14 protein-coding genes are annotated in these 15,768 nt (G+C 64.1%); 6 read left to right on the forward strand and 8 right to left on the reverse strand.

Annotation, left to right across the window (positions count from 1 at the left end; all coding sequences use genetic code 11):
- Window positions 1–101 precede the first annotated feature (101 nt).
- Both rpsG and rpsL read right to left on the reverse strand, forming a co-directional pair.
- Complete coding sequence (rpsG, locus tag UC34_RS23000) at window positions 102–572, reverse strand: 30S ribosomal protein S7 (protein ID WP_023593821.1); 471 nt, start codon at window positions 570–572, stop codon at window positions 102–104.
- Window positions 573–698: 126 nt separating this feature from the next.
- The gene (gene rpsL / locus UC34_RS23005) at window positions 699–1,073 is read right to left on the reverse strand and encodes a 30S ribosomal protein S12 (protein WP_010804142.1); all 375 of its coding nucleotides are present in this window, start codon (window positions 1,071–1,073) and stop codon (window positions 699–701) included.
- Between the two features lie 390 nt (window positions 1,074–1,463).
- Here rpsL and UC34_RS23010 point away from each other — a divergent pair, with 390 nt between their 5' ends.
- From UC34_RS23010 to UC34_RS23020, 3 genes are all read left to right on the forward strand, one after another.
- On the forward strand, window positions 1,464–2,858 hold the full coding sequence (locus UC34_RS23010) for an aminotransferase-like domain-containing protein (protein ID WP_174556774.1): 1,395 nt from the start codon (window positions 1,464–1,466) through the stop codon (window positions 2,856–2,858).
- A 375-nt stretch (window positions 2,859–3,233) separates the two neighbouring features.
- Window positions 3,234–4,247 (forward strand): hypothetical protein, encoded by a 1,014-nt coding sequence (locus UC34_RS23015; protein ID WP_157123277.1) that lies wholly within the window; start codon window positions 3,234–3,236, stop codon window positions 4,245–4,247.
- A 322-nt stretch (window positions 4,248–4,569) separates the two neighbouring features.
- Window positions 4,570–5,292 carry an HAD family hydrolase gene (locus tag UC34_RS23020; RefSeq protein ID WP_044457332.1) on the forward strand — a complete coding sequence of 241 codons (723 nt, stop codon included), beginning with the start codon at window positions 4,570–4,572 and terminating at the stop codon, window positions 5,290–5,292.
- Here UC34_RS23020 and UC34_RS23025 read toward each other — a convergent pair.
- A complete protein-coding gene (locus tag UC34_RS23025) occupies window positions 5,240–6,031 on the reverse strand; it encodes an AraC family transcriptional regulator (RefSeq protein ID WP_044457333.1) in 792 nt (263 codons plus the stop codon). The genes UC34_RS23020 and UC34_RS23025 overlap by 53 nt on opposite strands.
- A 213-nt stretch (window positions 6,032–6,244) precedes the next feature.
- Window positions 6,245–6,652, reverse strand: a complete 408-nt coding sequence (locus UC34_RS23030) for a CopD family protein (protein ID WP_044457334.1) — start codon at window positions 6,650–6,652, stop codon at window positions 6,245–6,247.
- A gap of 152 nt (window positions 6,653–6,804) precedes the next feature.
- Here UC34_RS23030 and UC34_RS23035 point away from each other — a divergent pair, with 152 nt between their 5' ends.
- Complete coding sequence (locus UC34_RS23035; RefSeq protein ID WP_044457335.1) at window positions 6,805–7,113, forward strand: DUF4148 domain-containing protein; 309 nt, start codon at window positions 6,805–6,807, stop codon at window positions 7,111–7,113.
- A gap of 289 nt (window positions 7,114–7,402) precedes the next feature.
- On the opposite strand, the gene UC34_RS23040 is transcribed toward UC34_RS23035, so the two are convergent.
- Both UC34_RS23040 and UC34_RS23045 read right to left on the reverse strand, forming a co-directional pair.
- A complete protein-coding gene (locus tag UC34_RS23040; protein ID WP_084070911.1) occupies window positions 7,403–8,122 on the reverse strand; it encodes a dienelactone hydrolase family protein in 720 nt (239 codons plus the stop codon).
- A gap of 298 nt (window positions 8,123–8,420) precedes the next feature.
- Window positions 8,421–8,855 carry a DUF302 domain-containing protein gene (locus UC34_RS23045; protein ID WP_237165181.1) on the reverse strand — a complete coding sequence of 145 codons (435 nt, stop codon included), beginning with the start codon at window positions 8,853–8,855 and terminating at the stop codon, window positions 8,421–8,423.
- Window positions 8,856–9,098: 243 nt separating this feature from the next.
- Between UC34_RS23045 and UC34_RS23050 the strand changes: the two genes are divergently transcribed.
- Entirely contained in the window at window positions 9,099–9,617 is a 519-nt protein-coding gene (locus tag UC34_RS23050) for a hypothetical protein (protein WP_157123278.1), read from the forward strand.
- Window positions 9,618–9,686: 69 nt separating this feature from the next.
- Here the strand turns inward: UC34_RS23050 and UC34_RS23055 are convergent, their stop codons facing one another.
- Both UC34_RS23055 and UC34_RS23060 read right to left on the reverse strand, forming a co-directional pair.
- Window positions 9,687–13,133 carry an autotransporter outer membrane beta-barrel domain-containing protein gene (locus tag UC34_RS23055; RefSeq protein ID WP_157123279.1) on the reverse strand — a complete coding sequence of 1,149 codons (3,447 nt, stop codon included), beginning with the start codon at window positions 13,131–13,133 and terminating at the stop codon, window positions 9,687–9,689.
- Window positions 13,134–13,465: 332 nt separating this feature from the next.
- Window positions 13,466–14,392, reverse strand: coding sequence for a LysR family transcriptional regulator (locus tag UC34_RS23060; RefSeq protein ID WP_044457338.1), 927 nt, complete (start codon window positions 14,390–14,392; stop codon window positions 13,466–13,468).
- A 157-nt stretch (window positions 14,393–14,549) separates the two neighbouring features.
- On the opposite strand from UC34_RS23060, the gene UC34_RS23065 reads away from it, so the two are divergent.
- On the forward strand, window positions 14,550–15,746 hold the full coding sequence (locus UC34_RS23065; protein WP_044458587.1) for an amino acid aminotransferase: 1,197 nt from the start codon (window positions 14,550–14,552) through the stop codon (window positions 15,744–15,746).
- Window positions 15,747–15,768 lie beyond the last annotated feature (22 nt).

Raw genomic sequence — 15,768 nt, forward strand, 5'->3', positions numbered from 1 at the left:
TGTAGCCGCCATTTTTGAGGGGGCTACTAACACAAACGGGCGAGGCGCAATTTCTCATGCGCACCCGCCCCGGTTTCTGCTCTAGGTACTGCTTGCCAGCGTCAGAAGCGGAAGTGCGAGAATGCCTTGTTGGCTTCGGCCATGCGGTGAACTTCGTCACGCTTCTTCATGGCGCCGCCACGGCCTTCCGAGGCCTCGATCAGCTCACCTGCCAGGCGCAGGGCCATCGACTTCTCGCTACGCTTTTTCGCGGCCTCACGCAACCAACGCATCGCCAATGCCATACGACGCGACGGACGCACTTCGACCGGAACCTGATAGTTTGCACCGCCAACACGGCGGCTCTTGACTTCAACCACCGGCTTCACGTTACCGAGAGCGGTGTTGAAGACTTCCAGCGGATCCTTGCCCGCCTTGGTTTGGATCTGCTCGAAAGCACCATAAACGATGCGCTCTGCCACCGACTTCTTGCCGGCAAGCATGAGCACGTTCATGAATTTAGCGACTTCAACGTTGCCGAACTTCGGATCGGGCAACACTTCGCGCTTGGGGACTTCGCGACGACGCGGCATGATTTCTTCCTTAATTGATTCAGTTGGAGCCAGGCTCCAGGCCACCTACTAGCCATTCGCTGGCCGAGTGACCACTTACTCAGTGACGATGCACCACCATCACCGAACGTATATCCGCTAAGCCGCTTAGGCCTTCGGACGCTTCGCGCCGTACTTCGAACGGGCCTGCTTACGGTCCTTGACGCCTTGCGTGTCGAGGCTACCGCGCACCATGTGGTAACGCACACCCGGCAAGTCCTTCACACGACCGCCGCGAATCAGCACGACCGAGTGTTCCTGCAGGTTGTGGCCTTCACCACCGATGTACGAAATGACTTCGAAACCGTTCGTCAGGCGCACCTTGGCAACCTTACGCAGAGCGGAGTTCGGCTTCTTCGGCGTCGTGGTGTACACACGAGTGCACACGCCGCGACGCTGCGGGCAGTCCTGCAGTGCCGGGCTCTTGCTCTTGATTTGAGCAGAGGTGCGCGGCTTGCGGACCAATTGGTTAATCGTTGGCATTGTGATTTCCTAAACGTGTCAAAAGCATGAAAGCCAAGGCGGGCCGTCATGCGACCTTACTGCATACTCCCGGCTACCCCTGCGGATCATCCGCACCTAAACGCTTGATGCATAAGCACTTTGCATTAGGCACGGCCATGCCGCCGGAAAAACCGGAGCCTGCGACTATACCTGCGCCCCGCGCAAGTGTCAACGCACTTTCGCGTGTGTTTGCCTCGTAAGTCGTTGATTGTTAACGTCCAAACACAGGCCCAAACACAGGTTCACGCATCGATCCGAAGTCGGGATGGCGCCTGTCAAATTCAAGTCTTGCGACCCACATGTATGCAAACTACACTGCATACACTGCGAATTCACGCGCAAATATCCATACATAATACCGACATCGCTATGGAAAGCTCCCACGACACCCTGCGCGCCGCCTTCTGGAAGCCCGCCCTCTCGGCGGGCAAAGGGCCCCGATATCTGCGTCTGGCGAGCTTCATCGAGCAGTCCGTCGCCGACGGGCGTCTGCGCCCCGGTGACCGGTTGCCGGCCCAGCGGGAACTGGCGTCGTGGCTGGGTATCGATTTCACGACGGTCACGCGCGCCTACAATCGTGCGCGCGACCGTAACGCCATCGAAGGCCGCGGCCCGCTCGGCACATTCGTGAGCACGCCGCGCGTGGCCCTCGATCAGGTGCTGGACCTGGGCATGAACATTCCGCCCGCGCCCGCCGGGCTGTTCCTCGGCGAACTGTTGCAAAAGGGCATGGACGACGTGCTGCGTCACACCGACGCTTCCAGGCTCATGGCCTATCAGTTAGGTGATGGCGGTGTGGCGGACCGCCAGGCGGGCGCGCTGTGGCTCACACCGATGCTCGGTGAGCTCGACCCTGTCGACGTGCTCGTCTGTCCCGGCGCCCAGGCCACGTTGGCCGCGTTGCTGCTCATGGATACTGCACGCGATGAAACCCTCCTGTGCGAGCCGATCATTTATCCGGGCGTTCGCAGTGCGGCCCGCTCGCTCGGACGCCCCCTGGTAAGCGTCGCCGTCGACGACGACGGCATGCTACCCGACGCCCTTGCCGCGTCCGCCCGACAGCACCGCGCGCGCCTCGTCTATCTGAACCCGACGCTTCAGAACCCCACCACACGCACCATGCCCGAGCGCCGCCGCCACGAGCTGATCGCGCTTGCCGAGCAACTCGATCTGACATTTATCGAGGACGATCCGTACTGGCGCCTCAGCCCGGATGCCCCACCGCCCCTGGCCCGTCTCGCGCCGCATCGCGTTCACTATATTTCGACGCTGTCGAAATGCCTCACCCCCGGCCTGCGCACCGCCTATGTCAGGCTTGCCAACGGACGCGCACGCGACCCCTTCCTGAGCACGCTGCATTCCTTCGCGCTGATGGCCCCGCCCCTGATGGCGGGGCTGGCCACCCAGTGGATTCATGACGGGACGGCAGATCGCATCATGAACGGCGTGAAGGAAGCCGCCGCGCAACGTCAGGCGATCGCCGCCGACATTCTCGGGGACGGCCTCACCTCACCGGTTCAGGGCATTCATCTCTGGCACGCCCTGCCAGCGCCCTGGACCGCCCGCGAGCTGACCATCGCCGCGCGCGCCGAGGGATTGGCCGTCACCCCTGCCGACGCCTTTTGCCTCACATCCGATGCCCCTAACGCCATCCGCATCTCGCTGGGCGGGGTGCGCGACCCCGAACGTCTGGCAAGCGCGCTCCGGCGCTTGCGCTCGTTGCTACGCGAAGCGCCGCCGAGCGTGCGCGCCGCCATCGTCTGACGGCTCGGGCACGCGCGTCGGGATTGCAAACGAAGGCGTCCCGACACGACAGCCCGAATCCGGACAGCGGGAATACTCCGGCCACCACGGGCAACGCCCCGTGCCCCAACTGGAGTGACGACGATGCATGTTTCGCTTGGAGAATGGTTGACGACCGCCCTGACGTTCACAAACGGGTGGACTGTGCCCACCGGGCACACCTGGAATCTCGCGACGACGCTCACGCGCGTCGCCTCGGCACCGAGTCGCCTCGGTTTGACGAGTGCCCCGACGAGCAGGCCGTCGCTCGATTGGGTCCAGCCTTCGCACCGCCCACCCGTCACGCGCGCCCGGGTTTTCGCCGAGCGACTGTCGGACGTACGGCCGATATGCGTGGTGGGTAGTCGGGACGACGGGGAGAATTGCCTGCTCGACCTCCCGGCGGACGTGCACCTCGATGTGAGCGCGACACGCCTCATGCTGGCGGGCTGCGAAGCGTCGCTGCCCGCCGGATTGCGCGAGGCGCTGACCGAAGACGGCCGCAACACCCGCTCACTCGAGCAGCGCTTCTTCGAGGCGCACGCCGCCGAATCGCAAGGTCCGTACGCCGTACCCGCACTGGTGCGTCGTCTGAACAAGCGTCTGAATCAGCTATTGCCGGGGTGGCAACGACTGCTGCGCAGGACGAACGCGTACCTCGAAGTGCCGCAACTCACGTTCCAACGCGTGATCACCAGCGAGCAGGAAGCCCGCCGCCACGGCATTCGGGTGCCGTTCACTCACCCGGAACTCCATGTGCCCGTCGGCGAACCCGTGGTGCACGACGCCATGCTCGGCGCGTACCTGCGAATTCCGGCCGATGGCGTGACCCATACGTTGTTCGTCTCGTTATCCGTCCCACAGACCCTCGAATTGACCGGGCAGACGCCGCAAGCGCATGCCGCGGCACGGTTTGGCGACCTGTTTGGCGATATCCCGGCGCACTTTCAGACGTCGAACCTGCGAATGCGCACCGTGGCGCCGTGCGACAATCTCGTTCAGGCACTTGCCGAGCATCTCCACCTGGGTCACCAACGTTATCGCGAGTTCGCCTATGGCGCGACGCGTGAATCCCTGACGCCGGCATCGCATTCGCAAGCTCGCCAGCGCCTCTGCCCGTCGCCGCTACGGACCGGGACATCTACGCCGAGCCCGGTCGCCCCCGACTTTCCCGCCGTCGCCCCATCGACCTCGACGCCGAAGCCCGCGCCGACATCGACCGCGAGCGCGGCCGAGGGCGCGCTGGCGCCGCCACGTCGACGCCCGTCGCGACACGACAATCCGTCGTTGCGGGAACTCGAATGGGCGATCGCCGAGCTGGAGCGGCTCGACACGCTATACACGGTGCAGGGTCGCCCGCGCTACGGCTGATGCGGTCCGGTCAACGCGAACCGGGGCGCCCCGTCGCAACGACCGGATGAACCTCCGATTAGCGCCCGATGCACGCCCGATGAACGCCCGATGCACGCCCGATGAACGCCCGATGAACGCTGGATGAACCGCGAACGGGGATGGCGGACAGGAAAACGGACGAGCCTGCGAGTCAAGCTATCAATTCCGCTAGCCGTTTCTGTCGTGTCAGGCGTAGCCGCTGTCACTCGCCACGTTTTGCGCGGCGCGGCGAATTCGTACACTCCCACATTTCGGCGGTAGCATTGACGCCATTCGTCCAGACACGAGTTCCCTCCCCGCCATGCAGGCAAGTTTCGAGAAAGACAGCATTCTGGTGCTCGATGTCGACGGCACGCTGACCGATTCGGTACGTATCCACCAGCGCGCACTGCTCGGCGCCATGGAGTCCCTGGCATTCGAGGCACTGAATACGGACTGGGGCAGCTACCCGCACCACACCGACACCGGCATTCTGATCCACGCACACGTGGAGAATGGCCGCGCATTGCCGCTGCCGCACGACCTGGCCCGTTTCGAGCACGAAATCGACGAACGTTTCACCGCCTTGCTCAATGCTCACGGTCTGGCCGAAATTCCCGGCGCACGCGCGTTCGTCGAGGCAGCCCACCGTTCGCGATGGGGCGTGGTGTTCGCCACCGGCGGCATTCGTCAGGTGAGTCACCGCAAGCTGCGCTCGGTTGCCATCGACTACACCGACGCGATGCTGATCACGGCGTCCGAGTACAGTTCGCGCGAGCAGCTCGTGGCCGAAGCGATCAAGCGTGCGCAGGCCGGCTATGGCATCACGCGTCCGCGCGCCGTGGTTTCGATCGGCGACGGCATGTGGGATTTGAAAGTCGCGCGCCAGCTCGGCATCGAATTCGTCGGCATCGGCTCGAAGCGCCAGCGCTCACCGTTGCTCGACGAGGGCGTACCGGTCTACGACGACATGTGGGACGCCATGCACTGGCTCAACCCGGGCCGCGGGCGCGCGTCAGGTATTCGCTTGGCGTCACGCCCATAAACCGACGGAACATGGTGGAAAACGCGCTGGGGGTGTCGTAGCCCACTTCCAGCGCGACCTGCGTAATGGGTCGTCCCGCGCCCAGCAACGGCAACGCGCCCAGCAAACGCATCTGTTGACGCCACTCCCGGAACGGCAACCCGAACTCCGTCATGAAGCGACGCTCGAGCGTGCGGCTCGACGCCCCGACCTCGACCGCCCAGTCCTGAAGACTGCGCGCGTCTGCGGGGGTACTCAGGTAGGTGTCGAAGATCTTGCGCAAACGCGCGTCGCGGGGCACCTGCAAGTGAAGCGGCGAGTCGCTTTTCCACTCCACCTCCTGAAGCAGCAGCGCGATCACGAGCGCATCCTTGCCATGCGGCGACCCGTCAGGCGGCAGTGTCATCGCCCGCAGAATCAGCTCTCGCAATAGCGCCGAGACACGAATGGCCACAGGGGTATCGGGTGCCGACATGCCGCAGCGCGCCGCGTCGACATACACCGTGCGCATCTCGACTTTGCCGCGCATGCGCACTTCATGCGTAACATCCGCAGGAATCCACAGCGCCCGCTGCGGGGGAATGACCCAGAACGACGTATCCGTGCGGACTTCGAGAATCCCGGCGCTGGCATACATCAATTGTGCGCGTCGATGGCTGTGCGGCCGTACCACGTGGCCATCCGGGTAGTCTTTCGCCAACACGTCGACCGGACGGTCGTGAGCCTGAAACGCCAGGGGTATCTCACCGGTGATCGGCATGGGAACCAGGTCTCTCAATAGGCACAAGGGAGCAAAAAACGGCAGGACGACAGAACGAACAGGCGACGACGCCACAAGCGTAACATCGCGCCCGCGCACCCACCAAGCCGAACCAGGCTGAACCAGGCTGAATCCGGCCCCGAGTCCCTTACGGCGCCACCGTCGAAACGACGGGCATGCGCAAACCCGAAGTCTCCACCCGGCGCGCACCGCTCAAAACGGTTTGACGACGACCAGCGCAACGATCCCCGCCATGGCCGCCAACCCCACGGGCAACGCGCGCGCAAACACGTTCGACGGCGCCGAATCAGTGTTCAGGCCCTGACGATCCATGCGACGCAGCGTCGCCGACAAGCGTCCGTGCAACGCGGACACAACGATGACCAGCACCAGCTTGGCCATGAACCATGGGGCATGCCACCAGTTGCCCATGATGGCAAGCACGGGCCCTGTGATCCAGACCACGCCCAACGCCGGAGATGCCATGGCGTAATCTGCGCGCCGCGCAACGCGACGCCATTCCGTTTGCGCGAGGCGAGCGCCAAACGCCATCGTCACCAAGCCTGCGATAAACACGATGACGGCGATCAGATGCAGCGCCTTGATCCATAGATAGAGCATCGCCCGTCTCCTGAAGGCCGCGAATGATTATTTCCATCTAAGCAAGAGTTGCTTGTGATTAGTCGCCTTTATCACGAAGAGTCACATTAATACACTGCAACTGTCGACGATGAATAACACATCGCCCCCTTCAAAAGACAGGAGAAAACATCATGAAGCGCACCCTGATTACCTCGGCTCTGGTTTCCGCAATGCTGGCAGTCTCGGCTGGCTCCGCATTCGCCAGCGACGCATTCGACGGCCCCTCGGAATTCTCGTGGGTGCCCCAGACCAGCGCCCTGAGCCGTGCCCAGGTCCGTGAAGCACTCGTTCAGGCTCAGCAAGCCGGTCTCGTGGTTCAGCACGACGCCGTGTACCCGAAGGCGGCCCCGAGCGCCCAACCGGCTGTAACTAGCGCCGCAGTGACCGCGGGTTCGGTTGGCGGTCTGCCGCGCGCTGGCGCGACCTACTTCGGTTCGTAATGTAACTCGTCGCGCCGCGCGTCTCTTCTTTGACGAGAGACCGCGGCGCGACGCGCGTTCTGCGCATAACGACGCACCGGCTGTCCGGTGCACAGTGTGATCTCCGGTCTTTCCCGACCTAAGACTCCTGTCGCTGTGCGTAGCGGTTTGACGCACAGGACTTTGCCCGTCGCCTCGGTGACGGGCTTTTTTAGCGGCAGGCAGGTACGAGCGCCAGTTCGTCGCGCATTGCCCCGCGTCAAAGACAGAAGCCCGCCGAAGCGGGCTTCCTTGTTTTGCGTCGCGCCGTTTACAAAGATGACTTGGCAAACGACTTGACGAGGAATTCGAGCGCGCGGCCGTGCGCCAGCGCCGCCGACGGCTGGTGATACGCCCCGCGGGCCCAGCAGTTGAAGCCGTGATCGGCCTGCGGATACACGAACACTTCGGTGTTCGGGCGCGACTTCACCGCGTCGCTGACCTGGGTGACGATATCCGGCGTGATGTGCGAATCGAGCGCGCCGTAGTGAAATTGTGTCGGCACGTTCAGATTGGCCGCTTCGCTCAGATAGTTGTGGATGCCTCCGCCGTAGTACGGCACAGCGGCGTCGACCTGCCCGCGTGCAGCGCTCAGATACGAGAGCAGACCACCGAAGCAGTAACCGATGGCGGCGACTTTGGCGCCGGCATCGAGCTTGCTGCGAAGCGCCTTGACCGTCGCACCGACGTCTTTCACGGCCTTCTCGACGTCCACAGACTTGCGCAGCTCCATCGCGCGGCTCAAGTCCTCGCCCGCATAGCCCAGTTCGATACGCGGAGCCGCGCGCCAGAAGATGTCCGGCGCCAGCACCACATAGCCGTCCATCGCATACTGGTCGGCCACTCCACGAATGTGTTCGTTCACACCGAAAATTTCCTGCACCAGCACAACGCCTTGCGCGTTTGCCGTCTTACCCGTCGGTGGCAATGCCAGATAGGCATCGAAGGCGCCGTCCACGGTTTCGACTTTGATCCATTGACTGTTCGACACGGAAATTGCTCCATCAATTGGGGGGAAATGCCTGCGTCTTGCCGTCCTGCATCACCCGGGGGGCGCAACATCGGGAGACGGCCCGACACGAAAACGCCGGTTCAGTATAGGGATTTTTCTTCGGATGCACAGCCAGCGAAAAGGCCCGCCACGTAAAGCTGCGCGACGCTCGTTCGGACAAGCGGCCCGGCCGCGGCGCCCGCCGCGTATGGCGTGGGCGTGAAGTCCTTGCCCGTCGTTTCAGCAACCGAACCCGAGCGGGATCGCGCCCCTTGCGCGCTTGCACAATCCGTCGACGTCAGCCGACCAGTGCGGCTTCGAGCACCTTTGCCACGCCACCGAATCCGGCGACCTGCGATGAATCGATGCCATACAGCGCGCTTAGCGATGGCCCCGGATTAAGGAAGTCCACGCGCACGTCATCCGCCGACGCCGCCCACACCATCACCTTCAATGGCAACTCCAGCCCCGCGTGCGGGTTCGCCTGCATGACCGGCGTGCCCCCTTTGGGATTACCGAAAAGCACGAGCCGCGTCGGCCGCAACGACGTCCCTGCGGCGCTGGCCGCAGCACTTTGGTCGATGTCGGCGAAAATCGTCATGCCATGCTGCCTGAGCGCATCGATCACGCGCGCAAGCGTGGCGTAGAAATCCACCGGGCTTCGCAACGACGTGACGGTGGCGGGATGCGCGAAGCCGGAAGGCTCACGCATTTGCGTTGCATCGGATGTCATGAGGGCTCCTCGAACACTGAGGGAGGATAGACGGCGACGCCCGCGCCGAGTTCTGCGCGGCAACCTCGCCAGTGTAACGCCGCACCGATACCCGCATGCGCAACGACACCCGCAGGCGCCGGCACGACGGCCTCGCATCCCGCCTTACAAGCCGTTACTTCCCGCCGGTGCGCGACACGTTGCGCGTTACGCTTGACCCCGTCGTTCGATACCTGCAACGAACCCAATTGATACGGAGTCCATATGATAAAGATGTCCTGGCGAAAGATGGCGAGCGGCCTTTCCCTGTTCGTCGCGATGACGGCGGCAGTGACGAACGCCGGCGCCGCCACAGCGAGCGCCGACGCCCTCCCCCCCGCTGCGCCGCCTGCCACGGCAACGCGCATCGATCGTCACCCCGACGAGATGCCACCGCCGCCGACCGGCCCGCGCTTTGGTGGTCCGCAAGAGCATTGCCCGTTGGGGTCAGCTGGGCCGATGGGCGCGCGTGGTCCCGGCTTCGGTCCCGGCTTCGCTGCGGCGCGCACCATCGAGGAGATCGCGCATCTCTACCGGGTCGGCGGGCATCCCGAGTCCGTATTGCCGTTCTACCGGGAAACGCTCTCGCAGACGCGCGACCCCATGCTGCGCCGCCACTTGCGCGAAGCCATCGCACGGGAGGCATTGAAGCCTGCCGACACCACGGCGGCGATTACCACGCTGCGCGCGCAGCTAAACGAAGATCTCGCCGCGCTAACGCCCGCCGAAACCAGACGTCGTTAGGACATCGTCGTCACGCACGCCCCCATGCCAAGTGGAAGACCGTCGGGTGTTCAACGCAGCCCCATCGCATCAGAAGGTGTACTTCGCGCCTGCGTTGACAAGCACGCCGCGCGCGCCGCCGGTGCCGAAACTCTTTTGGTAGGACACGCGGCCATAAAGCGAGAAACTGGGGCCTTGCGTGCTGTTCACGCCGAGCGAGAACAGCATCGCATCGCCGTACTTCCCTGACGTGAACGTCGCGTTCGACACCTGCACGTTGGTACCGCCGACGAAGGCGTGAACGACGTCGAAGCCGAAGTACGGCGTCACGCGTCCGGTGCTGATGTCGAACGCACGCGTGAGCCGCACGCCGAGTCGCCCGGTCACCTGGTTTTGCGCGCCGATGTTCACGGCAAGCCCATCGGCGTCGACAACGTTATCGAAGCCGAGATGCTGCCCCACGAACTGCAACTGCGGCTCGAGACTCATCCCGTACGGGAGTGCCAGCGGATAGCCGCCCTCGATGGACGCCGCATAACTGTTCCCGCGCATCGGCGCCACGTCGCCCCGCGCGTCGGTCGTGGTGCGGCCATTGAACCAGCCGACCGAGACGATGCCGTCGACGTACCATCCCTTCTGGCTCTGATAAGTGCCATATCCATAGAGCCGATAAGTGCTCGCGCGCGTGGAACTCGGCCCGTCGATGGCGTTCGGGTCGTAGTGCAGCCACCCCATCGAGCCTGCGGCACCAAAGCGCCACGTGCCGTCCTCGGTGAAGCGCTTGAACAAATTGCCGCCCACCTGAATGGCCCCGTAGTCGGCGCTCATGTCGTAACCGAAAGCCTGAAAGCTCTGGTTGGAACGATATTTGAAGCCGCCGCCGTAGCCGCGCAGGAACATCTCGCCGGAGCCACGGTCACGGCCCAGTTCGCGATCGTCGCGCACTTCGCCCAGACGTCGGTGCAAGGAGTCGATGTCCATCAACCCGGCCTGCAGAAACGCCACCGGCGCGCTCAGATATGACGCCACTTGCGGCGCCACCTGACGGCGCGCGTCCGGCGGCACCGGGTCGTCGATTTCCCCGCCCGGATTGCCGGGCTCCTCCGGATCGACCGGCCCTTCCGGTTCCACATAGGCGCTTTGCAGTCGATAGTCCCAATGTCCGGTTCCCGTACTCACGAGATTCTGCGAGCCCTCGGCAGTCCCGTGGGCCGATCCTGGGCCGTAGGCATACAGGCGGTATTCATAGGGCGAGTTCGGTCCAACGACATAGCCGCCTGCGAGCCGGAAGGCGTTGAACGTCGAAGCCCCCGCCACCTGCACCACCGAAATCCCCTCGTCGTTCGTGATCACGCCGCTGGGCGAGGTCAGGCTCCCGGGGCTGCCCGAGGTCGGTTTGATTTGCAGCAGCGTCGTGCCGCTGGCCGAGCCCTGAATGAGCAACCGGTCACTGTACTGATTCGACAGCGCGCCGCCTTCGTTCAGATACGTGTTGAGCGCCACCGTACCGTTATTGCCCGCATAGCTGTTACCGATGCTCACGTTGCGGTACGAGCCCTGGCTCGTCGGCGCCGAAGTGAGCTGCGACGTGACCGGGAAATCGATCAGGCTGTTCGAGTTGTTCAGCTCGGTCACGTTGGATGTTGCCATCACGTGCCAGACGCTGTTATTGCTCAGATTCACGACGGACGTGCTGTTGGCGTCGGTATAGATTCGACCGGTCAGCGTGGAGTGGCTTGCGTCCAGATTCAGGGTGGCGCCGAGTCCCGAGCGGGTGGTCGCATTGATCGCACCGCCGCCGCCGCTGAGCGTCGAATTGACGAGGTTGACGTTGGCGATGCCCCCATAGGCCCACAGCGCGACACCGGTGTCCGACGTCACCGTCGTGTCCTGCAACGTCATGTTGTAGCCACCGGCACGCAACGGCGCCGCACGGCTGCCCGATACCAGCGCGAGGGACGGTGCGGGGATGTCGCTGCCGAGTTCGGTCGGCGCCGCAGGAATCGGCGTATCGATGGCAAGTGGCGGCGGCGGGTCGCCCGACGGCAGCAGCGGTGTCGTAGGGGGCATGGACGGCAACCCCGGCGTCGGGGCGGACACTGTCACGCCGGTAATGGATGCCGGCGCGTCGAACACGATGGCGGCGGTGTTCGTGCCCGACGCACGAATCGTTGCCCCCGTGGCATTGAATTGCCCGCCGTTCTGAATGCGCACGGCGTACGCGTTGGTGCCCGACGTGGTGATCGACGTGCCTGCCCCGGTCGCCGTGCTTCTCAGCAAATTGACCGTGCCGGCATTGGCGTAAATGCCATATGTGCTGGCCTGATCCGTCGTGATCGAGCCGCCGGCGAAATTGGTCGTGCTCCCCGTCCATCCATAGATGCCATAGGCCTGTGTGCCATGCGTCGCGATGGCGAAGTCCGACAGGTTCACGGTGGCGGCGCCGCTGCCCGAGAGCAGGCCGTATGCCGCCTGCCCCTGCGTCGTGATGGAGCCCCCGCTGAGCGTGGCCGTCGTGCTTCCGGAGATCCACATGCCGTAGGCCTGCGTGCCGAGCGTGCTCACGGCGACCTGCGAACCGGTGACAGTGGACGTGCCATTCACGAGCAAACCGTAGGTGGCATTCTGCGTCGTCGACAGGCTCAGCCGATTGAGATTGCCGAATGCCGTGCCAATGCGCACCGCGTGGCTGCCCGCACCGGTCGTCCGGACCGTCACGGTCCCGGCCGTTGCCGTATCCGTATTCGTATTGAGCGTGCCGCCCGACTCGGCATTGAGCCCGAGCGCACCGGCCACGCCGGTCTGGATCAGCGAGTTGCCGTTGATGGTGGCGGTCGATCCGTTGTAGACCTGCACGCCGCCCGCCCCCGACACCTTGGCCCCGTTGGCGGTGATCGTGGAATCCGTGAGCGTAATGTTGCTGCCGCCCCAGGAACGCACGCCCCAGCTGTCCTGACCGTTCACCGTGATCGAGGTGTCACGCAGAATGATCGTCGAGGTGGCCCCGTACGGTCGCATGCCGTCCGCGCCGGCGCCGTTGGTTTCGATGGTGACATTCGCCCCTGTGAGCAGGGAACTGCCTGAAGCCGCCTGCGGCATATAGACGCCATGCACCCCGGCGCCATTGCCCTTTAGCAGCACGCCCGCCGAACTGGCGACGATGTCGACAGTGCCGTGGGCAATATAGAGTGCGTCATTGGGCGCACCGAACTGGTAGTCGGAGGTGATCGCCACTTGCCCCGGCGTGCCGAGATTCGGATTGATCGTGACGCTCGCGCCGCGAAACACCGAAACGCCTGCCCCGCCGAGGTGCGTCGGATACGGCGGCTCAGGATGAATCGTCACGCTGCCCTGAATCACGCCTACGGGCACGACACTGCCATCGTAAAACTGCTCGTCCTTCAGGTTGCTACCCGAGGTAATGACCGGATCCGGATACTGCTGCGCCCTGACATCAGTCACAGAGAAGAACACCAGAGAGACTGCCACCGCAAGGGGGTGAAGACGCGGGGTGCGTTCGCGCATGGCGTGAGTCACTGTAGCTCCTTGGGAAAGGGAGACAAGCGGACACAACGAAAGCCGTACGAAGTCAAACGAAGCAATACGAAGTACTACGAATCTGCCATCGAAATATCGAATGGCGTTGCTGACGGATTAATGTCCGCGCGTTGGTAAACACTAAACCAATCGCCATGAAAATCACAGCGCAATGGCATCTCGAAACGCCGCGGATGCAGGGATTGCCGAGATTCAGGAATTTAAATTGTTAGTTTCGGCATGCTTATCGTAATTTTAATTACCGAAGCGTTGCTTTATCGCCTATTTTATCGGCCTCTGCGCAATGCGCCGAAGCATCTACGCTGCGCTCGCTAGGCCGCGCGCATGACGTTCTCGTTCCACTTCGGCAACCAGTCGAGCAGAAACGCCGCGAAACCTTCCGCGGCCGGCGACGCCGCACGCGAGAGCGGGCGGTACACGCACACCTGACGAATCGTCTCCGGCGCGATCACCCGGCGCATTTCCAGCCCGAACGCATTCGCCAGCGCCGCCACGTAGCCCGGCGTGAGCGTCGCGGCGAGTCCTTGCGACGCCACGCCGAGCGCCGTCGTCACGTTATCGACGACATCGATGGACGTGATGCGCGCATCGGGCGGCGCGGACACGCGCATCTGTGCGACGCTGCGCTCGTGATCGCGCCCGGCGGCGACGAGCGGCGTGTCGCGCAGGTCCGTCCACTTCACACGTCGGCGGCGCGCGAGCGGATGCTGCGGCGCACACCACAACACCCACGGACTGTCGAACGCCGGCGTACCGGCCACATGCGCGCCCGTCGCGCGATTCGGGCCAATGGCAATGTCGAGATCGCCGTTGGCGACATGATCGATAAGCGCATCGACCGGCGTATCGACCACGCGCACCACCACCTTCGGACGCGACGCCGTGTACGCCCGAATCGCGGCGGGCAACGCCATGCTCGCCAGCACGAGCGGCGCCCCGACGCGCACGATACCGGCGGCACGATTGCGCAGATCGTCGGCGGTCTTCTCGGCGGCCTGCACATGCCGCAACACCGATTCGGCCGACGCGAGGAAATCCCGGCCCGCACTCGAGAGCGCCACACGTCGCGTGGTGCGATCGAAGATACGAAAGCCGAGCACCGACTCCAGTTCCGCCACCAACTGGCTCACTGCGGAGGATGTCAGGCCCAGGCGATTGCCCGCCTCGGCGAAGCTGTGTAATTCGGCGATGGCCACCAGGGCTTCGAACTGGCGCAGCGTAACGCGGGTCAGGGGCATAGCGTTTCGATTATCAAGTTTCACTTACGAATGGACCAGAATCGATTGATTGTTCCGCAAAGGGACGTCGCCCACAATCGATTTTCAAAATTCCCCCAATGAATCCATTCAGCATCGAGACGGAGCCAGCCGCATGCATCGAGCCGCAACGCGCCCCCTGTTTTCTCACGTCGACGCCTACCCCGGCGACCCCATCCTCAGTCTGAACGAAGCCTTCGGCCACGATCCCCGGCCGCACAAGGTCAATCTGTCGATCGGCATCTATTTCGACGACGAGGGTCGCCTGCCGGTCATGCAGGCCGTGCGCGAGGCGGAAGCGGCGGTGCTCTCCGATATCGGCCCACGCCCCTACCTGCCGATGGCGGGCAGCGCGCTGTACCGCAACGCCGTGCAGGCCCTCGTCTTCGGCGAGGACAGCGACGCGCGACGCGAACAACGCATTGCGACGCTGCAAACGTTGGGCGGCGGCGGTGCACTGCGCGTGGGCGCGGACTTCCTGAAGCGCTACTTCCCCGCGAGCACCGTGTGGATCAGCGACCCGAGCTGGGACAACCATCGCGTGGTGTTCGAGAGCGCCGGTTTTCCGGTTCAGTCCTACCCCTATTACGACGACGCCACCGGCGGCCTGCGCTTCGACGCCATGCTGCAGACCCTCGCCGCACTGCCGCCGCACAGCATCGTGCTGCTGCATGCCTGCTGCCACAACCCGACGGGCGTCGATCTCTCGCACGCACAGTGGCAGGCGCTTGTGCCCGTGCTGCACGAGCGTGGTCTGATCGCCTTCGTCGACATGGCGTATCAGGGATTCGGCGACGGCCTCGATGCGGACGCCTTCGCCGTACGCGTGCTGACCGACGCCGGGGTGCCAACGATCGTGGCCAACTCCTTCTCGAAGAACTTCTCCCTGTATGGCGAGCGTTGCGGCGCGCTGTCGGTGGTGTGTGCCACGGCGGACGAGGCCTCGCGCGTATTCGGCCAACTCACCGGCACCGTGCGAGCGAACTACAGCAATCCGCCCACGCACGGCGCGCGGCTCGTCGCGCAAGTCCTCACCACGCCTTCGCTGCGACGTGCGTGGGAAACCGAACTCGACGGCATGCGCGAGCGCATCGCCACGATGCGCTCGCAGATCCACGCGCGGCTCGCCCCGCATGTCGACGGCGAAGCACTGTCTCGGTATATCGCGCAGCGCGGCATGTTCACCTACACGGGGCTGTCCCCGGCACAGGCCGACACGCTGCGCGAGTCGCACGGCGTATATCTGCTGCGCTCGGGCCGCATGTGTGTGGCCGGTTTGAACACGCGCAACGTCGACACCGTCGCGCAGGCCATCGCCCGGGTGCTGACACAGTAAGGCGTCACACAACACCGCAAGC

This window comes from Pandoraea vervacti, assembly GCF_000934605.2.
In the GTDB taxonomy this organism is placed as follows: domain Bacteria; phylum Pseudomonadota; class Gammaproteobacteria; order Burkholderiales; family Burkholderiaceae; genus Pandoraea; species Pandoraea vervacti.

Coding starts and splice junctions, on each gene's coding strand:
- rpsG (WP_023593821.1), bottom strand. CDS start 572: ATGCCGCGTCGTCGCGAAGTCCCCAAGCGCGAAGTGTTGCCCGATCCG.
- rpsL (WP_010804142.1), bottom strand. CDS start 1,073: ATGCCAACGATTAACCAATTGGTCCGCAAGCCGCGCACCTCTGCTCAA.
- UC34_RS23010 (WP_174556774.1), top strand. CDS start 1,464: ATGGAAAGCTCCCACGACACCCTGCGCGCCGCCTTCTGGAAGCCCGCC.
- UC34_RS23020 (WP_044457332.1), top strand. CDS start 4,570: ATGCAGGCAAGTTTCGAGAAAGACAGCATTCTGGTGCTCGATGTCGAC.
- UC34_RS23025 (WP_044457333.1), bottom strand. CDS start 6,031: ATGCCGATCACCGGTGAGATACCCCTGGCGTTTCAGGCTCACGACCGT.
- UC34_RS23030 (WP_044457334.1), bottom strand. CDS start 6,652: ATGCTCTATCTATGGATCAAGGCGCTGCATCTGATCGCCGTCATCGTG.
- UC34_RS23035 (WP_044457335.1), top strand. CDS start 6,805: ATGAAGCGCACCCTGATTACCTCGGCTCTGGTTTCCGCAATGCTGGCA.
- UC34_RS23045 (WP_237165181.1), bottom strand. CDS start 8,855: ATGACATCCGATGCAACGCAAATGCGTGAGCCTTCCGGCTTCGCGCAT.
- UC34_RS23050 (WP_157123278.1), top strand. CDS start 9,099: ATGATAAAGATGTCCTGGCGAAAGATGGCGAGCGGCCTTTCCCTGTTC.
- UC34_RS23060 (WP_044457338.1), bottom strand. CDS start 14,392: ATGCCCCTGACCCGCGTTACGCTGCGCCAGTTCGAAGCCCTGGTGGCC.